Annotated in this window: 26 protein-coding genes; 11 read left to right on the top strand and 15 right to left on the bottom strand. The window is 66.5% G+C overall.

Annotated elements, in window-relative coordinates:
- Position 1: 1 nt before the first annotated feature.
- On the bottom strand, positions 2 to 1,021 hold the full coding sequence (locus IB273_RS09375) for a Glu/Leu/Phe/Val dehydrogenase family protein (protein WP_192223931.1): 1,020 nt from the start codon (positions 1,019 to 1,021) through the stop codon (positions 2 to 4).
- A 155-nt stretch (positions 1,022 to 1,176) separates the two neighbouring features.
- On the opposite strand from IB273_RS09375, the gene IB273_RS09370 reads away from it, so the two are divergent.
- The gene (locus tag IB273_RS09370; RefSeq protein WP_081516232.1) at positions 1,177 to 1,986 is read left to right on the top strand and encodes a SirB1 family protein; all 810 of its coding nucleotides are present in this window, start codon (positions 1,177 to 1,179) and stop codon (positions 1,984 to 1,986) included.
- 10 nt (positions 1,987 to 1,996) lie between these two features.
- Here the strand turns inward: IB273_RS09370 and IB273_RS09365 are convergent, their stop codons facing one another.
- The 3 genes from IB273_RS09365 to IB273_RS09355 form a co-directional block, all read right to left on the bottom strand.
- Positions 1,997 to 4,540 (bottom strand): LuxR C-terminal-related transcriptional regulator, encoded by a 2,544-nt coding sequence (locus IB273_RS09365; RefSeq protein ID WP_192223930.1) that lies wholly within the window; start codon positions 4,538 to 4,540, stop codon positions 1,997 to 1,999.
- Between the two features lie 193 nt (positions 4,541 to 4,733).
- Positions 4,734 to 6,104 carry a DUF1329 domain-containing protein gene (locus tag IB273_RS09360; RefSeq protein ID WP_081516234.1) on the bottom strand — a complete coding sequence of 457 codons (1,371 nt, stop codon included), beginning with the start codon at positions 6,102 to 6,104 and terminating at the stop codon, positions 4,734 to 4,736.
- 22 nt (positions 6,105 to 6,126) lie between these two features.
- Entirely contained in the window at positions 6,127 to 7,938 is a 1,812-nt protein-coding gene (locus IB273_RS09355; RefSeq protein ID WP_081516235.1) for a DUF1302 domain-containing protein, read from the bottom strand.
- A 241-nt stretch (positions 7,939 to 8,179) separates the two neighbouring features.
- Between IB273_RS09355 and IB273_RS09350 the strand changes: the two genes are divergently transcribed.
- The 3 genes from IB273_RS09350 to IB273_RS09340 all read left to right on the top strand — a co-directional run bounded on the left by IB273_RS09350 (position 8,180) and on the right by IB273_RS09340 (position 10,937).
- Complete coding sequence (locus IB273_RS09350; protein WP_081516236.1) at positions 8,180 to 8,995, top strand: AraC family transcriptional regulator; 816 nt, start codon at positions 8,180 to 8,182, stop codon at positions 8,993 to 8,995.
- A gap of 113 nt (positions 8,996 to 9,108) precedes the next feature.
- Positions 9,109 to 10,530 carry an NAD(P)/FAD-dependent oxidoreductase gene (locus IB273_RS09345; protein ID WP_192223929.1) on the top strand — a complete coding sequence of 474 codons (1,422 nt, stop codon included), beginning with the start codon at positions 9,109 to 9,111 and terminating at the stop codon, positions 10,528 to 10,530.
- Positions 10,531 to 10,589: 59 nt separating this feature from the next.
- Positions 10,590 to 10,937 (top strand): cupin domain-containing protein, encoded by a 348-nt coding sequence (locus IB273_RS09340; RefSeq protein WP_081516238.1) that lies wholly within the window; start codon positions 10,590 to 10,592, stop codon positions 10,935 to 10,937.
- Between the two features lie 41 nt (positions 10,938 to 10,978).
- Here the strand turns inward: IB273_RS09340 and IB273_RS09335 are convergent, their stop codons facing one another.
- From IB273_RS09335 to IB273_RS09315, 5 genes are all read right to left on the bottom strand, one after another.
- On the bottom strand, positions 10,979 to 11,746 hold the full coding sequence (locus IB273_RS09335; protein WP_081516239.1) for a crotonase/enoyl-CoA hydratase family protein: 768 nt from the start codon (positions 11,744 to 11,746) through the stop codon (positions 10,979 to 10,981).
- A gap of 125 nt (positions 11,747 to 11,871) precedes the next feature.
- Positions 11,872 to 12,783 carry an SDR family oxidoreductase gene (locus IB273_RS09330; protein ID WP_081516240.1) on the bottom strand — a complete coding sequence of 304 codons (912 nt, stop codon included), beginning with the start codon at positions 12,781 to 12,783 and terminating at the stop codon, positions 11,872 to 11,874.
- Positions 12,784 to 12,895: 112 nt separating this feature from the next.
- Positions 12,896 to 13,189: a hypothetical protein gene (locus IB273_RS09325; protein WP_081516241.1), complete on the bottom strand. Its 294-nt coding sequence runs from the start codon at positions 13,187 to 13,189 to the stop codon at positions 12,896 to 12,898.
- Between the two features lie 99 nt (positions 13,190 to 13,288).
- The gene (locus tag IB273_RS09320) at positions 13,289 to 14,167 is read right to left on the bottom strand and encodes an alpha/beta fold hydrolase (protein WP_192223928.1); all 879 of its coding nucleotides are present in this window, start codon (positions 14,165 to 14,167) and stop codon (positions 13,289 to 13,291) included.
- Entirely contained in the window at positions 14,167 to 14,949 is a 783-nt protein-coding gene (locus IB273_RS09315) for a class II aldolase/adducin family protein (protein ID WP_192223927.1), read from the bottom strand. The genes IB273_RS09320 and IB273_RS09315 overlap by 1 nt, the downstream gene beginning before the upstream one ends.
- A 421-nt stretch (positions 14,950 to 15,370) precedes the next feature.
- Between IB273_RS09315 and IB273_RS09310 the strand changes: the two genes are divergently transcribed.
- Entirely contained in the window at positions 15,371 to 16,084 is a 714-nt protein-coding gene (locus IB273_RS09310) for a WbqC family protein (RefSeq protein WP_230986095.1), read from the top strand.
- Positions 16,085 to 16,091: 7 nt separating this feature from the next.
- On the opposite strand, the gene IB273_RS09305 is transcribed toward IB273_RS09310, so the two are convergent.
- Together IB273_RS09305 and IB273_RS09300 are read right to left on the bottom strand one after the other, a co-directional pair.
- Positions 16,092 to 16,778, bottom strand: coding sequence for an LrgB family protein (locus IB273_RS09305; protein ID WP_151188224.1), 687 nt, complete (start codon positions 16,776 to 16,778; stop codon positions 16,092 to 16,094).
- The gene (locus tag IB273_RS09300) at positions 16,765 to 17,142 is read right to left on the bottom strand and encodes a CidA/LrgA family protein (protein ID WP_081516245.1); all 378 of its coding nucleotides are present in this window, start codon (positions 17,140 to 17,142) and stop codon (positions 16,765 to 16,767) included. The genes IB273_RS09305 and IB273_RS09300 overlap by 14 nt, the downstream gene beginning before the upstream one ends.
- Positions 17,143 to 17,255: 113 nt before the next feature.
- Here IB273_RS09300 and IB273_RS09295 point away from each other — a divergent pair, with 113 nt between their 5' ends.
- A complete protein-coding gene (locus tag IB273_RS09295) occupies positions 17,256 to 18,152 on the top strand; it encodes a LysR family transcriptional regulator (RefSeq protein ID WP_192223926.1) in 897 nt (298 codons plus the stop codon).
- A 146-nt stretch (positions 18,153 to 18,298) separates the two neighbouring features.
- On the opposite strand, the gene IB273_RS09290 is transcribed toward IB273_RS09295, so the two are convergent.
- Positions 18,299 to 18,769, bottom strand: a complete 471-nt coding sequence (locus IB273_RS09290) for a cupin domain-containing protein (RefSeq protein ID WP_192223925.1) — start codon at positions 18,767 to 18,769, stop codon at positions 18,299 to 18,301.
- The gene (locus IB273_RS09285) at positions 18,769 to 19,224 is read right to left on the bottom strand and encodes a flavodoxin (RefSeq protein WP_081516248.1); all 456 of its coding nucleotides are present in this window, start codon (positions 19,222 to 19,224) and stop codon (positions 18,769 to 18,771) included. Before IB273_RS09285 ends, IB273_RS09290 begins: the two co-directional genes overlap by 1 nt.
- A gap of 144 nt (positions 19,225 to 19,368) precedes the next feature.
- Between IB273_RS09285 and folM the strand changes: the two genes are divergently transcribed.
- The 5 genes from folM (at position 19,369) to IB273_RS09260 (ending at position 21,848) form a co-directional block, all read left to right on the top strand.
- A complete protein-coding gene (gene folM / locus IB273_RS09280; protein ID WP_151188227.1) occupies positions 19,369 to 20,094 on the top strand; it encodes a dihydromonapterin reductase in 726 nt (241 codons plus the stop codon).
- A gap of 32 nt (positions 20,095 to 20,126) precedes the next feature.
- A complete protein-coding gene (gene folE / locus IB273_RS09275; protein WP_081516250.1) occupies positions 20,127 to 20,687 on the top strand; it encodes a GTP cyclohydrolase I FolE in 561 nt (186 codons plus the stop codon).
- Between the two features lies 1 nt (position 20,688).
- Positions 20,689 to 21,060, top strand: coding sequence for a dihydroneopterin triphosphate 2'-epimerase (folX, locus tag IB273_RS09270; RefSeq protein WP_081516251.1), 372 nt, complete (start codon positions 20,689 to 20,691; stop codon positions 21,058 to 21,060).
- 125 nt (positions 21,061 to 21,185) lie between these two features.
- On the top strand, positions 21,186 to 21,497 hold the full coding sequence (locus IB273_RS09265; protein ID WP_081516252.1) for a DUF1244 domain-containing protein: 312 nt from the start codon (positions 21,186 to 21,188) through the stop codon (positions 21,495 to 21,497).
- Positions 21,498 to 21,509: 12 nt separating this feature from the next.
- Positions 21,510 to 21,848, top strand: a complete 339-nt coding sequence (locus IB273_RS09260) for a HopJ type III effector protein (protein WP_081516253.1) — start codon at positions 21,510 to 21,512, stop codon at positions 21,846 to 21,848.
- Positions 21,849 to 21,969: 121 nt separating this feature from the next.
- Here IB273_RS09260 and IB273_RS09255 read toward each other — a convergent pair whose 3' ends face one another.
- A complete protein-coding gene (locus IB273_RS09255) occupies positions 21,970 to 22,446 on the bottom strand; it encodes a Bro-N domain-containing protein (protein WP_192223924.1) in 477 nt (158 codons plus the stop codon).
- Between the two features lie 874 nt (positions 22,447 to 23,320).
- Positions 23,321 to 24,265 carry a thioredoxin-disulfide reductase gene (gene trxB / locus IB273_RS09250; RefSeq protein WP_192223923.1) on the bottom strand — a complete coding sequence of 315 codons (945 nt, stop codon included), beginning with the start codon at positions 24,263 to 24,265 and terminating at the stop codon, positions 23,321 to 23,323.
- Between the last annotated feature and the right edge of the window lie 3 nt (positions 24,266 to 24,268).

The raw sequence follows: 24,268 nt of genomic DNA, 5'->3' as shown, positions 1-24,268 counted from the left end.
CCTACCCGTAGAGAATCCGTTCGGCCAGCATATCGGCGATGCGCGCCGGTGAACGGTGATCGGCCTGGGCGTGGGCGTAGACCTCGGTCAGGCGTTCGGCGATGCGTGACAGGTACGCGGTAATGGTCGGCAGGGACTCGCCCTGGTGTTGCAGCGCGACGTAGATCAGCCCGCCGGAGTTGATTACATAGTCCGGCGCGTAAAGGATGCCCCTTCCCTCCAGCTCGTCAGCGACCTCCGGGTGCGACAGCTGGTTATTGGCCGCCCCGGCCACGGCAGCACAGCGCAGGTGGCCGACCACATGCGATGTCAGCACACCGCCCAGCCCGCACGGAGCGAGGATGTCGCACGGCGTCGTGAGCAGTGCTTCGTTGGGCACCGGCCGGGCGCCCAGTTGCTCGACGGCAAGCTGTACCTTGCCGGCGTCGATATCGCTGACCAGCAATTCAGCCCCCGCGGCCGACAGGTGTTCGGCCAGCGCGTAGCCCACATTGCCCAGGCCCTGGATCGCCACGCGCAGGCTGTCCAGGTCATCGCTACCCAGTCGTGCCTGGGCACTGGCGCGGATGCCGGCGAATACGCCGAGGGCGGTGTGCGGTGAGGGATCGCCGCCACTGGTGGTGCTGGTGACGTGACGGGTGAACTGGGCGATGCAGTCCATGTCGGCACTGGAAGTACCGCTGTCCACCGCCGTGATGTACGCGCCGCCCAGGGAATCGATCGCGCGGCCGAAGGCCTCGAACAGCTCACCACGGTTGTTGACGTGCGGCGCGCGCAGGATCACCGCCTTGCCGCCGCCCTGGCGCAGGCCGGCCAGCGCCGCCTTGTAGCTCATGCCCTGGGCCAGGCGCGCGGCATCGCGCAGTGCGGCATCGTCGCTGGGGTAGGGCAGATAGCGGCAACCACCCAGCGCAGGGCCGAGGCGGGAGTTGTGGATGGCGATGATGGCCTTGAGTCCCGTGGCCGGGTCCTGGAAGAGATGCAGCGACTCGAGCCGGGTGGCTTCCATCATGTCGAACATGGCGGCGCTCCCTTGCTGGGGGTGGACGGCGGTCCGAAGGCGGACCCTCTTCAGTATAGGCAGCGCCTGTCACAACACCTTCACGGGCGACGACTGCACCACTGGACGAGTGCCCGGCGCTCCGGTTACAACCGCAGGGTCAGCCGGAGAACGCCATGGACCCGCGTCAAGCCTGCCTTGCCTGTCTTGCCCAGGACCCGCCCGCCCTGTTCGAAGCGGCCCTGTGGATCGCCGCCGAGCACGAACCGCACCTGCCGCCAGACCAGGCGCTGCGTTGGTTCGACTCGCTCGCGCACCAGGTCGCGGTGGCCCTGCCGCAGGGCACCGGCGATGCCGAGCGCGCGCAGTTCCTGCTGCGCCGGCTGAGCGAGCTGGGCTTCGCCGAGGACGACGAGTACCCGCTGCACCCGCGTGCCGCCCTGCTCCCCCAGGTACTGCAGCGCCGCCATGGCCAGCCACTGTCGCTGGCGCTGATCGCACTGGAGATGGCTCGGCGCAACGGCATCACGCTGGTCGGGGTGAACTTCCCCGGACGTTTCCTGCTGCGCGTGCCCGGTGCCGACCACCTGCTCGACCCCGCCACCGGCCGCCGTCTCTACACCCGCGACTGCCGTGATCTGCTGGCGCGCCAGATGGGCATCAACACCGAGCTATCCGCCGAGCACCTGCGCACAGCCAGCGCCGCCGACATGCTGCAGCGCCTGTCGCGCAATCTGCGCCAGCTGCACCTGGCCGCCGGGGAACCGCTGGCGGCGCTGAAGGATGCCCAGCGCGTTTTGGAATTGGGGCCGCCCAGCGCCAGCGATCACCTCGCCCGCGCCGACCTCTACCACGTGCTGGATTGCCCGCAGGCGGAGCGCTACGACCTGGAGCGCGCCATGCTGCTCAGCGACGACGCCGCCGAGCAGATGCGCCTGGCCCAGCGCCTGGCCGAGATCAGCGTGCCGCCCAAGGCGCTGCACTGAGACTCACGGGTCAGACCTTCAGCAGGCCCAGCTCTTTTGCCCGCGCGACCGCCTGGGTGCGGCGCTCCACGCCGAGCTTGCCGTTGATCCGGCGTGCGTGGGTCTTCACCGTGTGCAGGGAGATGTACAGCCGCTCGCCGATTTCCAGGTTGGAACAGCCGCGGGCGATCAGCTCCAGCACCGAGAGTTCGCGCAGGCTCAGCAGGTTGTGCGGTGCCATCTCGCCAGCATGCGGGCGCAGGCCGAACAGGCCGGGCTGGCGGCGCTGGGTGTCGCGCAGCGTCGAGAGCAGCCCGAAGCGCTGGGCCAGGGATACCCCCTGATCCAGCGCGCTGCGCGCTTCGTCCAGGCTGCCGGCGATGAAGTGCGCTTCGGCCAGCGCCAGCCAGACGTCGCAGGCCAGGGTGTTGCGGCCCTGGCGCAGCAGGTCCGGCAGCATCGCCAGCAGGCGCTGCAGGGCGGCGTCAACGTCGCCGTCATAGAGTTCGGCCAGGGCCAGGTGATGTTCGACCCGCAGTATCTGGTCCGGCGCCGCCGCGGGCGGGCTGAGGCGGTCGGCGCGATAGCGCGAGGCCACGCGCTGCAGGACTTCCCGCGCCGGCCCCGCCCGGTTCTGGCGCAGGTTCAGCGCGCCGCTGGCGAGCAGCAGCGGGCCGCGATAGATGGGCTCGGGGACATGTTGCAGTTGCATCAGCCGCTCGACTTCCAGCAGGCGGCTGAAAGCGCCATCGGTGTCGCCGTCCAGCGCATCGAGCCAGGCCATGCCGGTAAAACCGTAGATCGAGCTCGGATCGTGGCTGCGGCGAGTTTCGTTGAGGCCGGCGATGAACAGCTCGCGGGCCTCTTCGTCACGCCCCTGGCGCAGGCATAGCCAGCCACGACGCAGCGCGACGCGGCCGGCCATGGCATTACAGGTGATGCGCATCTCGTCGAGGTATTCCTGCACCCGCGCCAGCAGCGCATCGGCGCGCTGCAGCTCGCCGCGTTGCTCCAGCCACTGGGCGCGGTCCAGCTCCAGCAGCGCTTCGAAGGTGGTGCTGCCTTGCAGGCGAGCGCGCCGCAGCGCTTCGCGGTTGATCAGCCGGGCCTCGGCCAGACGCCCTTCGGCCTGGGCCTGCTGGGTCAGAGCGGACAGGCAGATCAGCGTCTGCGACCAGGCTTCCTCCGGCAGGTGCTGCAAGGCCTCGCGCAGTTGCTCGCGGGAGCCGGGCAGGCCGCGCGCGTGGGTGAGCATGCCGTTCAGCCCTTGCCACTGGGCGACCAGCGCGCGCTGGCGGTGTTCGCCGGGCATCGGCAGGAAGCGGTCGAAGCCCGTCAGCAGCGCCTCCACGTCATCCAGGCGGCCGACGAACAACAGCGTCCAGGCGTTGAGGATGAGCAGGCGTGGCGTGCTGCACAGCAGTTCCTCGGGCAGCGACTCGCGCAGTTGCAGCACACGCTCGACGTTGCGCCCATGCAGCAGCTGCTCTTCGGTGAGGCGTTGCAGCAGGCTGGCGGAAACGTCCGGCTGCTCGGCGTACAGGGAATGCTCGAATGCCGAGTGGATTTCCCCGCCCTGGGTGAACCACTGGCAGGCGCGCCGGTGCAGGGTCGCCGCCGGCCAGCGCGACAGGCTCGCCAGCGCCGACGCCACCATGGGCGCGACCTGGAACCAGTGCTGGGTATTGTCCACCGCCTCGATCAGCACGCCCCAGGCTTGCAGGCCGTCCAGGCCGAGACCGGGCTCATCGAACAGGTAATCACAAAGTTCGCGGTTGAAACGGGCGATCTGCGCCAGGCCGCAAAGGGTTTCCGCCAGCTGGGCCGGCAGGCTCGCGAGGACTTCGCGCTGCAGGTAGTCCTGCAGCAGGCCGTTGCCGGTCTCGGCCACCTGGGTGGCGCAGGGCGCGATAGGTTCGGCCCCCAGGCTGAGCAGGCGCAGGCGCACACCGGCGAACCAGCCATGGGTGGCGTCCTGCAGGGCCTGGCGCTGGGCCTGCGGCCATTCCAGGCCGGCGGTCTGCAGGTAGGCATCAAGCTCGCACTGGGTCAGCGCCAGGGTGCTGGCGGCCAGCTCCAGCAGCTCGCCTTCGAGCAGCAGGCGGGTGAGGTTGCAGGCTGGGCGACGGCGGCTGGCCAGCCACCAGCCGATCTGCGGCGAGGCCACGGCGAGCAGACGGTCGAAGCAGTCGTCGAGGGCGGAATCGGGGGCGCGCGGATAGTCGTCGAGCATCAGCCAGACCGGCTCGCTGGCGTTTTCCAGCCAGGCCGCCAGGGCCGCTTCGCCCGACCACGGCACGCCCAGCGCCTCGCCCAGGCGTTCGCAGAACTGTTCGGGCTCGAGCGCTCGACCGCCCAGGCCCAGCCAGACCACGCGGGTGCCGGCTGGCGCCAGGCGCGCGCACTCGCTCATCAGCACCGTCTTGCCGCAACCAGGCGGCGCCACCAGCAAGCGCAGGCGGCACTCGGTGGCGCTCAGGCTGGCATGCAGCCGTTCGCGGGGCAGGTGCTGGCGGGGCAGGCGAGGCAGCGCCGCACCGTGCTGTGCAAGACTGTGCAGGGCGATTGTCGACATGGGCTTCTTCCGGCCATTTGCAGGCCAGACTATGCCGCCGGGCGAAGCGGGCAAAGGACCATCAGCCAGATTCATGGGACGGTATAGCGCAGGCCGCCCCCGGGCCGGAACAGAGGCCGCGCGCCTTGCCGACGACAAAAAAAGAAACCCGGCATCCACATGGGCTGCCGGGGCCAAGGAGCGGAGTGTTACTTCAGCGCACGCCAGTGTTGCGCAGTGCCGCCGGGGTGAAGTCGGCCATGCTGGCCTTGTTGCCGAACTGGTAGCCGCGCTTCTCTTCGTTGTTCAGGCCGAAGGTCACGTAGCGGCCGGCGAGGATGTCGTACAGCGACTCGGCGGCGTAGCCAGTGGCGAGTTCGGTGTAGAAGGTCATCTCGTGGCCTTCGCCGACGCGCCACAGTTGGCCGCGACCGTCATACAACTCGGACACCGCGATCTGCCAGCTGTCCTCGTCGAGGTAGAAGTGGCGCTGACCGTAGATGTTGCGCTCGCCGGACTTCAGGGTGCCCACGACTTCCCACACACGGTGCAGTTCGTAACGGGTCAGGTCCTGGTTGATGTGGCCCGGCTTGACGATGTCGTCGTACTTGAGCTCCGGCGAGTTCAGGTGGTAGCTGTTGTACGGGATGTACATCTCGCGCTTGCCCACCAGTTTCCAGTCGTAACGGTCCGGGGCGCCGGAGAACATGTCGTAGTTGTCCGAGGTGCGCAGGCCGTCCGAGGCGGTGCCCGGGCCGTCGTACGCTACCTGCGGGGCGCGGCGCACGCGGCGCTGGCCGGCGTTGTAGATCCACGCCAGGCGCGGCTCCTTCACCTGGTCCAGGGTCTCGTGCACCAGCAGGACGTTACCGGCCAGACGCGCCGGAGCCGTTACCTGCTGCTTGAAGTAGGTCAGGATATTGCCGGTCTTGCTGACATCCTGGTCCCCCATGTTCTGCGGCACCGCGATCGATTCCTCGAAGCGGATCGGCGTGTAGCTGCCGTTGGTCTGCGGCACGACCTGCACCACCGAGCGGGAGATGTTGCCGCCGTGGTAACGGGTCAGGTGGTTCCACAGCGCCTGCACACCGTTCTGGGGCAGCGGGAAGGCGTAGTAGCGGCTCTTCTCGAAGTTCTCCAGGCCGTTGCCGTCGTTGATCGGCTGGACGAACTCGGCGCTGCGCTTGATGGCGGCGTAGATGTCGTCGGGCAGCGCGAAGGTGCGGTGGGTCTTGTACACCGGAATCTTGTAGGTATCCGGGTAGCGCTTGAACATCGCCAGTTGGCCGGCGGAGAGCTTGTCCTTGTACTGGTCGACGTTCTGCGCGGTGATGGTGAACAGCGGCTTCTCGTCGGCGAACGGGTTGGAGAGGAAGCCCTTGGCGTCCAGCTTGCCGGCGGTGCGGGAGATGCCGCCGGTCCAGGCCGGGATGCTGCCGTCGGCGTTGCCTTCCTTCTGCGAGCCCATGGGCGTCAGGCTGGTGCCCAGCTTGGCCACTTCGTCGGCGGACACCGCCGCCATTACGCCGCAGGACAGCAGGCTCAGGGCCAGCGCGCCGCATTGGAGGATTCTTGTCGTTCTCATGTCGATTCCTTGAGCAGGCAGGTCAGAAGTTCACGCCGAAGCTGAGCGAAACGAAGTCACGGTCGACGATGGTGTTGTAATCGCCGCCGAAGAAGTTCGTGTAGTTCAGGCTCGCGGTGTAGGTGTTCTGGTAGTCCGCATCCAGACCAACGCTGGCGGCCTTGCTGCCCTCGTTGAAGACCGGGCCGTAGCCGTGCACGTCGTGGGACCAGGCGAGGTTCGGCTTGAGGTTCACCCCGGCGAAGACGTTGTTGTAGTCCCAGATGGCCCGGGCGCGGTAACCCCAGGAAGACGATGTGTAGAAGCCGCCGCTGCCGTACTCGTTACGCGCGGTGGCATTCTCCGGGACGCCGTAGACCGAGTCTCGACCGTAGCGCTCGCCGACTTCGTTGGTCATGCCGCCGACATAGGTCATGCCGACTTCGCCCACCAGGGTTACGCGGTCCGCGCCCATGGTCTGGTCGAAGAAGTGGGTGAAGGTGGTCTGCGCCTGGGTCACTTCCTTGCGGATGTAGCCGTGGCTGATCCGGTTGGCCTGGGCCAGCGCGCCGGCCGCGCCACCGCTGGTGAATCCGCCGACCACGGTGGTGGCGAGCAGCGGCGTCATGTCGGTGGTATTGAGCTGCAGCGGCATGTTCGGCCGGTAGCTGATTTCGCCGTTCCACGCGGTACCGGTGGGCAGGGTGGTGGAGAAGCTCAGACCGTACAGGCGAATGTCTTCCGGGTACTCCAGGAAGTAGTTGCCACGCCCCAGCAGCAGCGGCTGGGCCAGCGCAGCGCCACCGGGCACGGAGAGCGCGCGCAGGACGTTGCCGATGTCGGCGGTGCCGGCGTTCTTCATGCTCACGATCGGCGTACGGCTGTGGTAGTTCATGGCATAGGCGCCGTACTCCACGTCGTCACCCAGCCAGCGCAGGGCCAGGCCCCACTGACCGGAGTCACGTGCGTCACGATCGGCGCCGCGCGGCACCATCAGACCCTCGGGGGTCACGGTGACACCCAGGGAGTTGAGCAGGGCCTTGGTCGCCGGCGCGTTCAGCGAGTTGACGGTGGCCGGGTCGAGGATGTTGTAGTTGGTGTTGCAGCCGTCAGCGGCGACGTCGGTGGTGGAGAAGAAGGTGCCGCAGTTGTCGAGCACCGTCTGGTCCCACTCCAGCTGGTAGAAGCCTTCCACGGACAGCGCGTCAGTCACGCTCTGCGACATGTACAGCATGTTCACCGGGATCAGGCCTTCCTTGATTTCCGAACCGGGACGGCGGAAGGCGGAGACGTCGATCGGGTTGATGCTGTTGATGCTGTTGCCGATGAAGGTGCTTTCACCCCAGCTCACCACCTGCTTGCCCAGGCGCACGGTGCCCGGCATGTCGGCGATGGCGTAGTTGTAGTAGCCGAAGGCGTCGAGCAGCTGCGCTCCGGAAGACTTGGCGCCTTCCTTGCGGCCGTCGTCGGAAAGATCCTTGAAGGCTACGCCTTCGTCCTTCAGGCGGAAGTCATACCAGTACTTGCCACGGGTGAAGACGCCGAAGTCCCCGTACTTCAGCTCCAGGTCGTGGATACCCTTGAAGATCTTCGAGAAGGTGTGGCCCTTGCGGAAGTTCTGCCGGCCGTCGTCGTTGGTCTGGGTCATGCCGTGGCCGCCGTTGGCGGCACCGATCAGATCCTGCTTCGGACTCTGGGTACTCCAGCTGGCCCCCACGGACAGGCTGGAGTCGAACTGTCCTTCGATCTCCCCGATGTTGAAGTTGATTGCCTGAGCCTGGGTGGCGCATCCCAGGGCGACAGCAGTGGCGAGAAGTTGCGGTTGGAAGAATCCGCGCCTTGTTTTTGTTGTCATGCGGCTCTCCTGACGGTGTCTAGGTGGCCTTACCCTACTGAGCGACCTGACAGGGAGTAAGCGCTCCAAGGTGGTATTTGGCGTGTCGCCCGAAAGAGTGAATCCCCCCTCTGGGACGGGCTCCGGCGGGCGATATTGGCGCAGGCGATGACGGATCATCGAGACGATGGATAGTGCCTTGCACCCGACAGGTGCTTTGCCACTACCCGAGAAGCGCTGTCTGGGGCATCCTTAGCTTCCTATGCAAGCCATCGACCAACGCCCGACCGACAGTCACCTGACCGAGCAGACCCGCGAGGTGGTGCTGCGCTACCACCAGTGCTGGAAGCATCGCGACCTCGAAGCGGTGCTCGCGCTGTATCACCCGCAGGTGCAGTACAACGACTTCTTCCAGAACCGCACGCTGGGCTACACCGACCTGCGCGACTACGTGCAGGGCACCATGCCCAGCCGCCCGGAAGAGTTCCTCGACCACATCGACCGCATCCGCGTGGACGGCGACACCGCCTTCATCCAGTACCGCATCGCGGTCACCCTGAGCGGCCGCCTGGCGACCTTCCATTCCAGCGAGGCGATCACCGTGCGCGAAGGCCTGATCTGGCGCATCAACGAATACGCCTCGGTGGTGCGCGAAGGCGGCGAAAGCCGTCCGCAGGCCATCGACCCGCGTCCGGCCACCAGCCGCCTGGGCCTCTCGCCGCGCCAGCTCAGCCAGTTGGCCAGCGACCTGGAAGACTATTTCAGCAAGAGCCAGCCATACCTTGCGCCGGACCTGGACCTGACCCAGGTGGCCACCGCCACCGGCTACACGCGCAACCAGATTTCCTACCTGCTCAACCAGGTGATGGGGCTGAGCTTCTACCAGTACGTCAACCAGACGCGCCTGACCCACCTGCTCAGCCAGCTGCGCCCGCCGCTGCCTTCGCGCATCGACGAACTGGCCTTCTCCGCCGGCTTCAACTCGCTGTCGGCCTTCTATCGCTGCTTCCGCCAGCAGACCGGCCAGTCCCCCCGCGAGTACCTCAAGCGCCTGCGCGAGGAACAGCAGGAGGCCTGATGCGCCCCTGCCGGCGGGTACGCGAGCAATCCTCGCGTACCCGCGCGCACGACAGAACCCCGCGCCAAATCTAGGCTTGCCGACATTCCCCCTTCTTCCTTTCGGAGTCGTCTATGTCGGCATGGCGTCATATCAGTCTGTGGATGAACCAGCTGGACGATGATCTCGTCCCGCGGCCGTCCCTGCAGGGCACCCTGGACGTCGATGTGGCCATCGCCGGCGCCGGTTATACCGGCCTGTGGACCGCCTACTACCTGAAGCTGCGCGCACCGCAGCTGAAGATCGCCATCGTCGAGGCCGAGACCGCCGGCTTCGGCGCTTCGGGCCGCAACGGCGGCTGGCTGATGGGCAACATGCTCGGCGAGGATCGCCTGCTCGCCGGCCTGTCGCCCGAGCAGCGCCGCGCGTCCTACGACCTGCTGCACGACATCCCCAATGAAGTGGCCCGCGTGCTCGACCGCGAAGGCATCGACTGCGACTACCGCAAGGCCGGCGTGCTCTACACCGCCGCGCGCTACCCGGAGCAGGAAACCCGCCTGCGCGAATACCTCGCCCACCTGCACGCCGAAGGCCTGACCGAGGACGACTACCGCTGGCTGAGCAAGAGCGAGCTGGACGAGCAGCTGCGCATTCCCAGCTCGCTGGGCGCCATCCACACCCCGCACTGCGCCACCATCGACCCGGCCAAGCTGGTCCGTGGCCTGGCCCGCGCGGTGGAACGCCAGGGTACGCAGATTTTCGAGAAGAGCCGCGTCACCCACTGGGCGCCCGGCCTGCTGCGCACCGACCGGGGAGAGCTGAAGGCTCACTGGGTGGTGCCGGCCATCGAAGGCTACGCCGCCGACCTGCCGCCGCTGGGCAATTACCAACTGCCGGTACAGAGCCTGTTGGTGGCCACCGAGCCGCTACCCGAATCGGTGTGGGCCGAAATCGGCCTCGACAAGGGCCAGGCCTTCAGCGAATTCAGCCGCCAGGTCACCTACGGCCAGCGCACCCCGGACAACCGACTGGCCTTCGGCGCCCGCGGCGGCTACCGCTTCGGCGGCAAGCTGCGCAACGACTTCAGCCTGACCGAGGATGAAGTCGGCCTGCGCCGCTACCTGTTCAGCGAACTGTTCCCGCAACTCAAGGACGTGCGCATCACCCACACCTGGGGCGGCAACCTGGGCATGTCGCGGCGCTTCCACCCGCACATGCTGATCGACCGCCGCAACGGCATCGCCCTCGCCGGCGGCTACGGTGGCGAAGGCGTCGGCGCCACCAACCTGGGCGGCCGCACCCTCGCCGACCTGATCCTCGGCCAGGACAGCGCCCTCACCCGCCAGCCCTGGGTCATCAATGATCGCAGCGTGCAGGACGGCCTGCGCGGCTGGGAACCCGAACCCTGCCGCTGGCTGGGCTACAACGCCATCATCCGCAGCTTCGTGCACGAGGACGATGTGCTGGCCAACCCCCACAGCGCGCCCTGGCGCCGCCGGCTGGCCGAGAAAGTCGCCGCCAGCATGGAAAACCTGATGACCTGGAAGGTCGGCTGACACGCTGGCCTGCTTGCGAACAGTCAGCCCCGAATAGAAAGCCCACTGGAGCCCCCCGTATGAAACTGACCCACCTGAAGAACACCCTGCACGCCGAACTCGGTGAAGCCAACCCGGTTGCCGTGCCCCTGGGCGAGCCGATTTCGGAAACCCGTGTGGAATCCATCGAGCGCACCGACCGCGTGGAAACCGGCATCTGGGAATGCACCCCCGGCCGCTGGCGCCGCCAGATCGTCGAGCAGGAGTTCTGCCACTTCATCGCCGGTCGCGGCACCTTCACTCCGGACGGCGGCGAGCCGATCGCCTTCCAGGCAGGCGACGCCTTCCTGCTGCCGCAGAACAGCCTGGGCATCTGGGACATCCAGGAAACCACGCGCAAGACCTATGTGATCATCGAGCGCGACTGATCAAAGCAAAGCGGAGGCGCAAGGCCTCCGCTTTTCTCTTTCTAGAATCGGCCGTGCCGCCCTTCCCCGCCAGCGAAACGCTTCGCCCCGTCCACCGTCTCGCCGCTTTCGATCACCGCCATCCCGCCCTGGAATTCATTGGCCAGCGCCACGTCGAACGACAGCTCCCATTGCGCGAACACGCTCGCCCGGTCGGCCAGCATGCACAACTGCGGAAACTCGGCGATCTCCCGCGCCAGCTCCTCGGCTGACTCCAGCGCCTGCCCGCTGGGCACCACGCGATTGGCCAGGCCCATGGCCAACGCCTCCTGCGCGCCCACCGGGCGACCGGTGAGGATCAGGTCCAGCGCCCGTCCCTGACCGACGATGCGCGGCAAGCGCACGGTGCCGCCGTCAATCAGCGGCACGCCGAAGCGACGGCAGAAAACCCCACACACCGCGTCCTCGGCCATCACTCGCAAATCCGCCAGCAGCGCCAGTTCCAGCCCGCCGGCCACGGCGTAGCCCTCGATGGCGGCGATCAGTGGTTTGGACAACTGCATACGGCTCGGCCCCATGGGCCCATCGCCCTCCATTTCCAGGCGGTTGCGCCGCTCGCCATCCTCGGCCACCGCCGCCAGATCGGCGCCCGCGCAGAAGGTCCCGCCGGCGCCGGTGAGCACGGCGACACGGGCCTCCTCGTCCTGCTCGAAGTCGCGCAGGGCATCGGCCAGCGCCTGGGCGGTCGGCAGGTCCACGGCGTTGCGCACCGCAGGGCGGGCGATGACCAGGGTGGTCACCGGTCCGTTCTTCTGGATTATCACGCTCATGGCGAACTCCTCGGGCCTGGAAGCGGAAAAGCAAAAGGGCCGGCATTGAGCCGGCCCTTTCACCTTACTGCGTTCGCCGCCGTGGAACAGCCCCGCTGGCCGTTCCACCGGTCAGGCTGGCCGGATCAACCGGCGTATTTCTGCAGGTTGGCCATCATCTCGCGCAGCGCTTCGACGTTGTCCTTGGGATGTGCAGCGTTCTCGAAGTCGCAGATCTGCGCGAAGTTGGCCGCCACGTCCTCGACGCTGAAGCCTTCGCGCGGGTCAAAGCCCACGCCCAGGCTGCGCTCCCAGCGCACCTTGCCGATCCAGCCGCCGCCGACTTCGAACAGGCCGGAGGTTTCCTGGCAGGCTTCGCTGCCCAGGTACACCACCAGCGGGCTGACCAGTTCGGGCTTGAGCGCCTCGAACACCTGCGGCGGAATCAGGCCTTCGGTCATGCGGGTGCCGCCGGTGGGGGCGATGGCGTTGACGAAGATGTTGTTCTTGCGGCCTTCGATGGCGAGGTTGCGGGTCAGGCCGTAGAGACCCAGCTTGGCCATGCCGTAGTTGCTCTGGCCGAAGTTGCCGTAGATGCCGGAGGTGGACGAGGTGAAGATCACCCGGCCGTAGCCCTGCTCGCGCATGAACGGCCACGCGGCGCGGGTCACCTTGTAGGCGCCTTCGACGTGGACCTTGTAGACCAGGTCCCAGTCGGCGTCTTCCATCTTGTGGAAGGTCTTGTCGCGCAGGATGCCGGCGTTGTTCACCACCACATCGATGCGGCCGAATTCCTCGACGGCCTGGCGGACGATCTTCTCGCCGTCGGTCACCGAGTCATGGTTGGCGATGGCAGTGCCGCCGGCTTCGCGGATTTCCGCGACCACGCGATCGGCAGCCGAGGCGTTGGCGCCTTCGCCATGGGTGCTGCCGCCCAGGTCGTTCACCACCACCTTGGCGCCGTGCTTGGCAAACAGCAGGGCGTGGGCGCGGCCGATACCGCCACCGGCTCCGGTAACGATCACGACTTTTCCGTCGAAACGCAGGGCATCACTCATGATTGGGGCTCCAGGCAGGATGGTTTTTTCTGGAGTGTCCGGTAGTCACGATCCGGTCACAACCAAGACGACCCAGGCTGAATAGTGCTCGATAAGGCCAGGGGATGATCGGTCAGCGCATCGGCAGGTTCAGCTCCGAGCGCGGGCCGAGCTTGAACAGCCACCAGTCGTACTCGCTCCAGAACAGCAGCAGGCCGAAGGCCGGCAGCAGCGCCAGCGCGCCAAAGGCGGCGGGCACCCAGTCCTGCGTGAGCCAGGCGTAGTAGCCACCGGCTGCGCAGATTCCGACCAGCACCAGCAGCACCGGAATGGCGACGAAGACGAAGTCACGGCGCAGGTGCAGCAGCGCCCGGTACAGCAACGAACCCTGCGGCTGGCGGACGGGAATGACGGATCTGAGTGGCATGGCAGCGACCTCCGGCTGGACAAAGCCGGGGAAGCTACCGCTGCCACGCAGGGCCGATCTATCAGTCAGTTCCGAATCTACAGGTGGATCGGTCCGTAGCTACGGCGCCCTTTCCTGTCGGAACGACAGATAGTGCTGTAGCACCAGTTCCGGCGCCTCGACCTGCGGGTAGTGGCCGATGCCGGGCAGTTCGACGGTGTCCGGCCGCGGGATCAACTCCCGGTAGCGAACCACCATGTGCGCGCCGGAGATCGGGTCTTCCGGACCGTCGATCAGGCGCAGCGGCACCGCCGTGCGCTGCATCGCGCCGACCCAGCGTTCGCGGTGCTGGCGGCGGTCGAGGATGTAGTGGATCAGCCGGTGCATGACGCGCGGCCCGTCGTTATGGCGGATCAGCTCCCAGAACGCATCCAGTTCTGCTTCGGACGGCTGGGTCTGCGGACCGAACACCTTGGCGAAGTTCTGCGCCAGGCGCTTGCGGTCGAACAAACGGCCGAACAGGGAGCCGAACGGGCCGAGCAGCAGCTTCTGCGAGAGCACCGCGCGGTGGGTCTCCGGGAACAGCCCGCCGTTGAGGAAGGCCAGCGAGGCCAGGGCGAACCCGCCCTCCTCGTGCCGCGCGAGCAGCTCCTGGCCGACGCTGTTGCCGTAGTCGTGCACCAGCAGGTGCACCGGCTCGCGCACGCCCAGATGCTCCAGCAGCGCCTGTTGCAGGTCGGCCTGTTCGAGGATGCGGTAGTCGTGGCCCCTGGGTTTGGCGGAATCGCCGAAGCCGAGCATGTCGCAGGCGATCAGCCGGTAGCGCTCGGCCAGCGGTTGCCAGAGGTAGTGCCAGTCCCAGGAAGCGGTGGGGAAACCGTGGACCAGCAGCAGCGGAGCGCCGCTGCCGGCGCTCCAGTAACGTATCTGCTGCCCACGGAAGGTGAAGTCACTGCCCTGCGCGCGCCAGTCGCGCAGGGCGATGCCGGCCAGCGCCATCAGTCGCGGTAGCCGGGGTTCTGCAGGTCCAGCTTGCGCAGCAGTGCCGGCCACGCCAGCGCGCCGCCCATGCCCTGTTTGCTCTTGGTCACGGCGGCGGCCATGGCGCGGGCGCCATCGAGGATCGGCTGCGGGATCATGATCAGCTCGGCGCCGCCACCCTGGGCCAGCACCTGGATTTCGCAGGCGCGCTGCAGGGTGAACATCATCAGGAAGGTGTCGGCGATGGTGCCCGCGCAGGTCAGCAGGCCGTGGTTGGGCAGGATCATGAAGTTGGCCATGCCCAGGTCCGCCTGCAGGCGCGCCTTCTCGTCGTGGTTCAGTGCCACGCCCTCGTAGCCGTGGTAGGCCAGGCTGGAGAGGACGAACAGCGACTGCTGGGAAATCGGCAGCAGGCCCTGCTTCTGAGCGGAGACGGCGATGCCGGCGGCGGTGTGGGTGTGCAGCACGCACTCGACATCGTGGCGCACGTCGTGGATCGCGCTGTGGATGGTGTAGCCCGCCGGGTTGATGTCATAGGGGCTGTCCATCAGCTTCTTGCCCGAGGCGTCCACTTTCACCAGGCTCGACGCCGTGATCTCGTGGAACATCATGCCGTAGGGGTTGATCAGGAAGTCCTCGGTGCCGGGGACCTTGGCCGAGATGTGGGTGAAGATCAGGTCGTCCCAACCCTGCAGGGCGATCAGCCGGTAACAGGCGGCGAGGTCGACGCGGGTCTGCCATTCGGCGGCGGAGACCTGGTCCTTGACGTTCACGGTGGGCAGCGGATGAGCGGCGTGCATGGTCGGTAGCCTCTTCGTTGTTGTTGTTCGATGGCGCAGTCTAGTCAGCGCGGCAACCTGGCGACTGTCACGGAACTGACAGTTTCATCTGGCAGCGTCTGGCGAATGTTCCCCTATAAGCGCAGGCGGATAACTCGGCTTGCGTCAGCAGTTTCCCCACCTATAGTGGCGGTAGTCGCTGCCAGCGGCGCCTGATCGACCCGGCGCCCGGCGACTCCCTCCAAAAGCGCCATCCAGACAGTGCGGCAGCCAGCTCGCACGTCAGGGCTGGCGGAAGCGTGCCCGATTTCCATCCCTGCCCCGGCGTCCTTTGCGGCGTCTCCGAGTCATCTGGAAACATTTCGCAATATCTTTCGCAACATTCCTCAGTAGTACCCGGGAGTCGGGAGGAGACTCCAGTTCGGCCAACGAGGCAGCCGACGTGAAACGAACCGCCATCATGCAGCCCTACTTCTTCCCGTACCTGGGCTACTTCAGCCTGATCAAGCACACCGACCTGTTCGTCCTGTTCGATACCGTGCAGTACATCCACCACGGCTGGATCGAGCGCAACCGCATCCTCAATCACCAGGCCGGCTGGTCGTACATCCGCGTGCCGCGGATCAAGCACCACCGCCAGACGCTGATCAAGGACGTGCGCCTGGACAACCGCCAGGACTGGCGGCGCAGCCTGTTCTCCCAGCTGGACGTGTACCGCAAGGTCGCGCCCTATTACCGCGACGTGCGGGAAATGATCGCCGCATCCCTGGACCATCCGTTCGAGGACATCGTCTCGCTGAACAAGACCACCCTGGAGGCCACCTGCGCCTACCTCGGCTTCCCCCGGAAGATGCCGGTGCTGTCGCACATGGAGCTGCCGATGGAGCAACCGACAGCGCCGGACGAGTGGGCGCTGAACATCTGCAAGGCGCTGGGCGGCGTGGAGGAGTACTGGAACCCGCCGGGCGGGCAGAGCTTCTTCGACCGTGGCAAGTACGAGGCCGCCGGGCTGACCCTGCGCTTCCAGGAGCCGAAGCTCACGCCCTATGAGCAGAAGCGCCCGACCTTCGAGGCGGGTTTGTCGATCATTGACGTGATGATGTTCAACTCCCCCACCGAAACCTCACAGATGCTCGATGCCTACGAACTGAGCTGAATGCCCTTTACAGGCACCAGACCAGAACCGGCGCCAGCAGCAGGTTGAACAGCCCGGTCAGGACCATCAGCAGGCCGGCCGCCGAACCCTCTTCACCGCCGAACTCGTAGGCCCGGCTGGTGCCCGCGCCATGGGCGCCGACGCCCAGCAGCGCGCCACGGGCCAGGGCAGAGCGCAGGTGCAGCATCTTCATCAGCACGCCACCGATCAGCGCGCCGAACACCCCGGTGATCATGACGAAGGCCGCAGTCAGCGCCGGTACACCGCCCAGGTCGTGGGACATTTCCATGGCGAAGGGCGTGGTGATCGAGCGCGGGATCAGCGACAGGGTCACCTGGCCGTCCAGCGCCAGCGCGTGGGCCAGCGCCCAGGAGCTGCCGATGGCCATGGTCGAGCCAGCCAGCATGCCGGTCAGCAACGCCGGCCAGTGGCGGGCGAGCAAGGCACGCTGCTGCCAGATCGGGATGGCGAAGGCCACGGTGGCCGGGCCGAGCAGCGCCACCAGCCAGCTGGTGTCACGGGCGTAGTCGACGTAACGGGCCTGCAGCGGAATCGCCAGGGCGAACAGCAGTACCGGCACGAAGACGATGGGCGACAGCCAGTACTGCTGGAAACGGCGGTAGAGGGTACGGCTGAGCAGGTAACCGCCCAGGGTCACGGCCAACCAGAACAGGGCTTGCTTATCGAGGCTCATGGCGCGAACTCCTGTTGCACATCCATTCCACCGCCAGGGCGGTGGAGAGCATCACCATCACAGTGCTGGCAGTGATCACCAGCAGAATCTTCCAGCCTTCACTGCGCAGCAGCGGGCCATAGTCGAGCAGGCTCATCAGCGCGGGGATGAAGAACAGCAGCATCTCCGCCAGCAGCAGGCCGGCGCCGCCCTGCAGCAGGGCCGGGCGGATGGCCCCGCAGGCGAACAGCACCAGCAGCAGTGCCAGGCCGATCACCCCGCCCGGCAGTGGCAGGCCGGTGAGCGTGGCGATCCAGCCGCCCACCCACCAGAAGGCGGCGAGGACGGCGAGTTCGAAAATCAGGCGGGCGGCGCGGCGGAACATGGCGGCGATCTCGATGCGTTAGGCGGGTGAAGAAATCGGTTGGGAATGGCGCAAAGCCTACTCCCGCACGTATCATCCCCAAAGCGAATAGATCGAATCGGAGCCATTCCAGAATGGAATTCAAGCAACTGCGCACCTTCGCCGAAGTCGTGCGCCACGGTAGTTTCACCCAGGCGGCGGTGTACCTGAACGCCAGTCAGTCGGCGGTGAGCAAGCAGGTCGCACAGCTGGAGCAGAGCCTGCGCGTGCAACTACTGGAGCGCAGCGGCCCGCACATCCGCCTGACCGCAGCAGGCGAAGTGCTGCTACGCCGCGCCGAGGACATGCTGCGCCTGCGCCGCGAGCTGCATACCGAACTGGACGACCTTACCCAGCTGCACCGCGGCGAACTGCGCCTGGGCCTACCGCTGCTGGGCGCGGATGCGCTGTTTGCCGGACGCTTCGCCGAATACCGGCGGCGCTACCCGAACATCGACGTGCACCTGATCGAGGGCGGCAGCAAGACCATGGAAGAGATGGTCCACAGCGGCGAGCTGGAGCTGGGCGGCGGCCTCACGCCGGACGACCCCGGCTTCGACTGGCAGCCCTTCTGCAACGAGCCGCTGGACGTACTGCTGCCCGCCGCCCACCCGCTGGCCGGGCGCGGCAGCCTGGATCTGGCGGAACTCTCGGACACACCGTTCCTGCTCTACCAGCAGAGTTTCACCCTCAACGACCGCCTGCTGCGCGCCTGCCGCGAGGCCGGTTTCGAACCGAAGGAAGGCGGCCGCAGCGGCCAGGCGGACTTCCTCGGCGCGCTGGTCGCCGCCGGGCAAGGCGCGGTGCTGCTGCCGCGGGTGGTGGCGAAGGACCTGGAGCGACCGGGGCTGGTGCGCGTGCTGCTGAGCCAGCCGGACCTGCGCTGGGACATCAGTTTCATCTGGCGGCGCGACGCCTACCTGTCGAATGCCGCGAAGGCCTGGCTGGCGTTGATGGTGGAGATGCCGCTGCATCCAGAAGGTGCGGAGTGAAGCAAGGTTCGCGTGCAAGGGCCAGGCACCCCTCGATCCCACGAAGATCGTAGGGCGCATAACCCGGAACGGGTTATCCGCCGGCAACCTGGCGGCGGATAACGCTGGCGCGTTATTCGCCCTACCAGAGCTCGGCACGAAGCCGTTCAGAGCAGATCGGAGAACTCGTCGGCCAGCCGGGGCCACTCCCGCTGCGCTTCACCGTCATCCGCCAGCAGCTTGAAACCAGCGAACTCGAAGGCCGGCGATACAGTGCAGCCCACCAGCACGTAATCCCCCAGGCAACGCGCGGCCTGCCAGGCATGGGCGGGCACGGCGCGTTGTGGCAGGCTGCCCTCGCCCACCGGGCCGAGGGTTTCGCGGCGCACCTCGGCATCCGGCCGCTCGGCGACCAGCAACTCCAGCGCGCTGCCCTCGTGAAAGTGCCAGAGCTCGTCGGCATCCACGCGGTGCCAGCGGCTGACGGTGCCGGCCGGCAGGAGGAAGAGAATGGCCGACGATTGCGGCCGGCCATCGGTACCCACCAGGCTCGATTCGAACACCCGGCGGTAGAAGCCGCCCTCAGGGTGCGGGGCGAGCTGCAGGGTGTCGATCAGGTAGCGGGCGCGGGGATGCATCAGGCCTTCAGCGCGGCGATGAAATCGGCCAGCCACGGCTCGGAGTCGGTCTCCTGGTCCACCGTCTCGCTGCCGTCCAGGCGCAGCATCGGCACCACTTCCTGCACGCCCAGCTCGGCGTACAGCTCACGCACCTGCTCGCCGCCGCCGCAGTAGGTATCGCCGTAGCTGGAATCGCCCAGCGCCAGCACGGCGCCCGGACGACCGCGCCACTCGCCCGGCAGGCGGTCGCGGATGGCGTGGAACAGCGGCTGGAAGCTGTCCGGCAGGTCACCCATGCCGGTGGTGGCGGTCACCACCAGGAAGGCCTCGGGAGCGAACTCGAGCATGGCGTCCAGGGTGGCGCGCGGGTCATACCAGGCCTCGAAGCCGGCGGCTTCGAGCAGGCGCTTGGCGTGGCGCGCGACTTCTTCGGCGGTGCCGTAGACCGAACCAGACACGATGGCGACTTTCATGTTCACTCCCACAAGGCAAGACAAGGCCGCCCATTATGCCCCATCCGTGCCGCACCGCGCCGGGGCTGGTATAGTTTTGCCCTACCCGGCCGCTAGGACATTGTCCGCCGCGGCGCTCCCTGAAGTGGATTTCGCGAGGCGCGCATGGGCCAGACCCCAGCCCCCATCCTGATCACCGGCGCCAGCCAGCGCATCGGCCTGCATTGCGCGAAACGCCTGCTGCTCGAAGGCCAGCCGGTCATCGTGACCTATCGCCAGGACAAGCCCGGCATCGCCGAACTGCGCGAACTGGGCGCCACCTGCCTGCACGCCGAACTGGCCGATGAAGCCGGCATCCTCGCCTTCATCGACGAGTTGAAGTCCCGCACCGACCGGCTGCGCGCGATCATCCACAACGCCTCGGCGTGGATTGGCGACACCCCCGGCGAGGAAGCCCAGGCCTTCGAATCGCTGTTCCGCCTGCACATGCTCGCGCCCTACCTGATCAACCTGCGCTGCGCGCCCCTGCTCGAGCGCGACGCCGCCGAGCGCGGCGCCCCGGCGGATATCATCCACCTCTCCGACGACGTCGCCCGCAAGGGCAGCGCCAACCGCATCGCCTACTGCGCCAGCAAGGCCGGCCTGGACAACCTCACCCTGTCCTTCGCCGCGAGCCTCGCGCCGCGCATCAAGGTCAACGGCATCGCGCCGGCACTGATCCTGTTCAACGAAGGCGACGACGACGCCTACCGCGCCCGCACCCTGGCGAAATCCGCCATGGGCATCGAGCCCGGCCCGGACGTGATCTACCAGAGCGTGCGCTACCTGCTCGACAGCCCTTACGTGACCGGCACTACCCTGACCGTCAACGGCGGCCGGCACCTCAAATGACCCGCCCGGCGCGGGCGCGAGGAACTCCCACCATGATCGAAGACCTGTCTCACCACTACCGTGAGATTCTCCAGGGGATCGGCGAAGACCCGACCCGCGAAGGCCTGCTGGACACCCCCAAGCGCGCGGCCAAGGCCATGCAGTACCTCTGCCACGGCTACGGGCAGACGCTGGACGAGATCGTCAACGGCGCGCTGTTCGCCTCGGACAATGACGAAATGGTGATCGTGAAGGACATCGAGCTCTACTCGCTGTGCGAACATCACCTGCTGCCCTTCATCGGCAAGGCCCATGTGGCGTACATTCCCACCGGCAAGGTGCTGGGCCTGTCGAAGGTCGCGCGCATCGTCGACATGTTCGCGCGGCGCCTGCAGATCCAGGAAAGCCTGACCCGGCAGATCGCCGAGGCGGTCCAGCAGGTCACCAGCGCCGCCGGCGTGGCGGTAGTGATCGAGGCGCAGCACATGTGCATGATGATGCGCGGGGTGGAGAAGCAGAACTCGGTGATGAACACCTCGGTGATGCTTGGCGCCTTCCGCGCGTCCACCAATACCCGCCAGGAATTCCTGCAACTGATCGGACGGAGCAAGTGAAATGACGCAATTGCAGCCGGGCATGGCGCGAATCCGGGTCAAGGACCTGCGCGTGCGCACCTACATCGGCATCAAGGAAGAGGAAATCCTCAACAAGCAGGATGTGCTGATCAACCTCACCATCCTCTACCCCGCCGGTGATGCGGTGCAGGTCAACGACATCGACCACGCGCTGAACTACCGCACCATCACCAAGGCGATCATTGCCCACGTCGAGGAAAACCGCTTCGCCCTGCTCGAGCGCCTGACCCAGGAACTGCTCGACCTGGTGATGGCCAACCCGGCGGTGCACTACGCCGAGGTGGAAGTGGACAAGCCCCACGCGCTGCGCTTCGCCGAGTCGGTATCGATCGCCCTGGCCGCCCAGCGCTGAGCCGCGCTCTGCACTTGCACGCGCGTGCCAGTCGGCCAACGGGCGTTGCTGGCAGATCGCCCGCCTCTTAGAATCTCGCCAGCCCCGCCATGCGCCTCCGATGCGCCTTAGTTGAGAGACCTGCCATGACCGAGCCGATGAACCTGACCGACGAGCAGCGCACCGAACTCGAAGCCGCCGCGTTCCGCACCCTGGTGCAGCACCTGCGTACCCGCAAGGACGTGCAGAACATCGATCTGATGAATCTTGCCGGGTTCTGCCGCAACTGCCTGTCCAAGTGGTACAAGGCCGCGGCGGACGACATGGGCCTGCCGGTCAGCCCGGATCAGGCCCGCGAAGAGATCTACGGCATGCCTTACGCCGAATGGAAGGCCAAGTACCAGACGGAAGCCTCGCCCGAGCAACAGGCGGCCTTCGACCACGCGAAGAAACACTAAGAGTTTGCCTTGATGACCCTCACTGATTTCCGCTCGCGCCTGCGCAGCGAACAGCACCTGTTCACCGATACCCTGGCGTACATCGCCGAGCACTACAGCTACACCCCCAGCGCCTTCACCAACGGCAGCGTGGAAAACCCCGCCGGGCAGAACGAAGGCTCCTGCAAGACCCTGGGTTTCGCGATCCTCGAAGGCCTGAGCCAGGAAGAGTCGCTGCTGGCATTCGGCGAGCACTACCGCGCCGTGCGCGAGCACCCCGAAGGCACCGACCACGCCAACATCCGTGCGCTGCAGACCACTGGCCTGGCCGGCGTCAACTTCGAGCGCCAGCCGCTGTCGCGCCGCGGCTGAGGCTGGCCGGTTCGATGAAAAAGCCCCGCTGATGCGGGGCTTTTTCATTTCGCGCGCCGCGCTCCTACCAAGAGCCGCACACCTCGCCGTAGAGCAGATAACGCCTGCGGCGTTATGCGCCCTACACGCTGCCCGGACCCTCAGGGTGTTCCAGCCGGCCTATCGCCGGCAGATCATCGAACGGCACCCACAACCGCCCATGCCACTCCAGCACACCCAGGTGCTGGTCGGCCCAGCTCAGCTGCCGTTCCCTCGGTAGCAACGCCGGATGCTCTGCGCTACGCAACGCCGGCACCACCTGACGATTGAGCCAGTGGCGGATACTGCGGTTCTCCGGATGGAAGTGGAAGATCAGCGCGGCATAGGCACCGGACTCGCTGACCAGCAGGGCCTTTTCGTAGTCGCCACAGCTGTCGCGTATCCAGCAGGTCTGCAACTGATCGGCATCCAGGCTGTTGTGCAGGCGCTCGTCCAGCGGGCGGTTGATCAGCCGCCCCAGATCGCTGACGCAGAACCAGGGCTCGTTGTCGAGCAGGAAAGCGCGCAACTGGCGGCGGTGACGGATGAAGGTGGTGGGGGTAAGGATTTCGTTATCCATGGCGAGCCTCCTTGAATCGGACGTCGCTCAAGACAACTGAAGCAATTGTCTGGTGCATAAACGGATACCCAAGTAGTTGCTGAATCCACCCTTGTTGAGAGGGTGATCGGGCACTTCAACACCGCACTTGGAACGGCCCGCAGATTTCCCTTGTTGCCAAGGTTTTATATAGCTGCGCGCTACCCGACCATAGCGAATGCCATAGCCACGAATTACCACTTGCCGATGGCCAGGCAAGCGAACCAGTGAGGTGTGTTGAAGCACCGGCGGCAAAGTTACTGCTTCTGCTTCGACGCGGTTAGCTCACTCGGGACGGGAAAGAATGATAGGGAGGTTTCGTACGCGAAAGTGCGGCATCAGTTCATAGGAAGGCGAATCGGACGCCAGCAAAAACTCCGCTAAGCGCTGCCCGGTATCTGTAGGAACGAGCTTGCTCGCGAACCTGCACTCTGCCGCCGCTCCCGGCAAACACCTTCGTAGGATGGTGTGGAGCGCAGCGATACCCATCGATTCCGATGCACCGACAGCATGGGTATCGCAAGCTCCACCCATCCTACGTTCGTGACCCTTTATGAGCTCGGCGCGGGCGAAGGGCATGAAAGGACACGCCGCTCCTACAATGGGCCTCGGTGCGGGGAGGTTCGCGAGCAAGCTCGCCCCCTGCAGGAAACTCGTTCGGCACACCCAGCACGTAGGGCGGATAACGCTGGTGCGTTATCCGCCCTACGGCTTGGAACACGTGCACCCGAGGCATAGTCCGTGGCCGCCCAATGCGACCAATCTTCAACGCCACCAAGCGCACCCGCCTCGCCGAACGGCAAAGAAAAAGGCCCCGCAAGCGGGGCCCCTTCCTGCACGCCGGCTCTTCGGGCCGTTACAGGGAATCCAGGTAACGCTCCACATCCAGCGCGGCCATGCAGCCGGCGCCGGCGGAGGTGATTGCCTGACGGTAGACGTGGTCGGCCACGTCGCCGGCGGCAAAGACACCGGGAATACTGGTCGCGGTGGCGTTGCCATCGCGGCTGCCGCTCACCACCAGGTAGCCATCCTTCAGCGCAAGCTGGCCTTCGAACAGCGAGGTGTTGGGCGTGTGGCCGATGGCGACGAACAGGCCATCCACCTTCAGTTCGGAAACCTCGCCGTCGTTGTGGCGCAGGCGCACACCGGTAACGCCCATGTCGTCGCCCAGCACTTCCTCCACCTGGGCATTCAGGCGCAGTTCGATCTTGCCTTCGGCGATGCGCGCACGCAGCTTGTCCTGCAGGATCTTCTCGGCGCGGAAGTTTTCGCGGCGGTGCACCAGGGTCACCTTGCTGGCGATGTTGGCCAGGTACAGCGCCTCTTCCACGGCAGTGTTGCCGCCGCCGACCACCGCCACTTCGCGGTTGCGGTAGAAGAAACCGTCGCAGGTGGCGCAGGCGGACACCCCCTTGCCCATGAAGCTCTCTTCCGACGGCAGCCCCAGATAACGCGCGCTGGCGCCGGTGGCGATGATCAGTGCATCGGCGGTGTAGGTACCGCTGTCGCCCTTGAGCACGAACGGCTTGCCGGCCAGGTCCACGCCGTGGATGTGATCGAAGACGATCTCGGTCTCGAAGCGCTCGGCGTGCTCCTGCATGCGCTGCATCAACGCCGGGCCGGTCAGGCCATGGGGGTCGCCCGGCCAGTTGTCGACCTCGGTGGTGGTGGTCAGCTGGCCGCCGGCCTGCATGCCGGTGATCAGCAGCGGCTTGAGGTTGGCACGGGCGGCATAGACCGCGGCGCTGTAGCCGGCGGGCCCGGAACCCAGAATGATGACGCGCGCATGACGATCGGACATGAC

The sequence above is a fragment of the Pseudomonas sp. PDM19 genome (genome assembly GCF_014852215.1).
Lineage (GTDB): Bacteria > Pseudomonadota > Gammaproteobacteria > Pseudomonadales > Pseudomonadaceae > Pseudomonas.
Note: the sequence above shows the minus strand (reverse complement) of the source record. Positions and strands in the feature narration are given on the sequence as shown.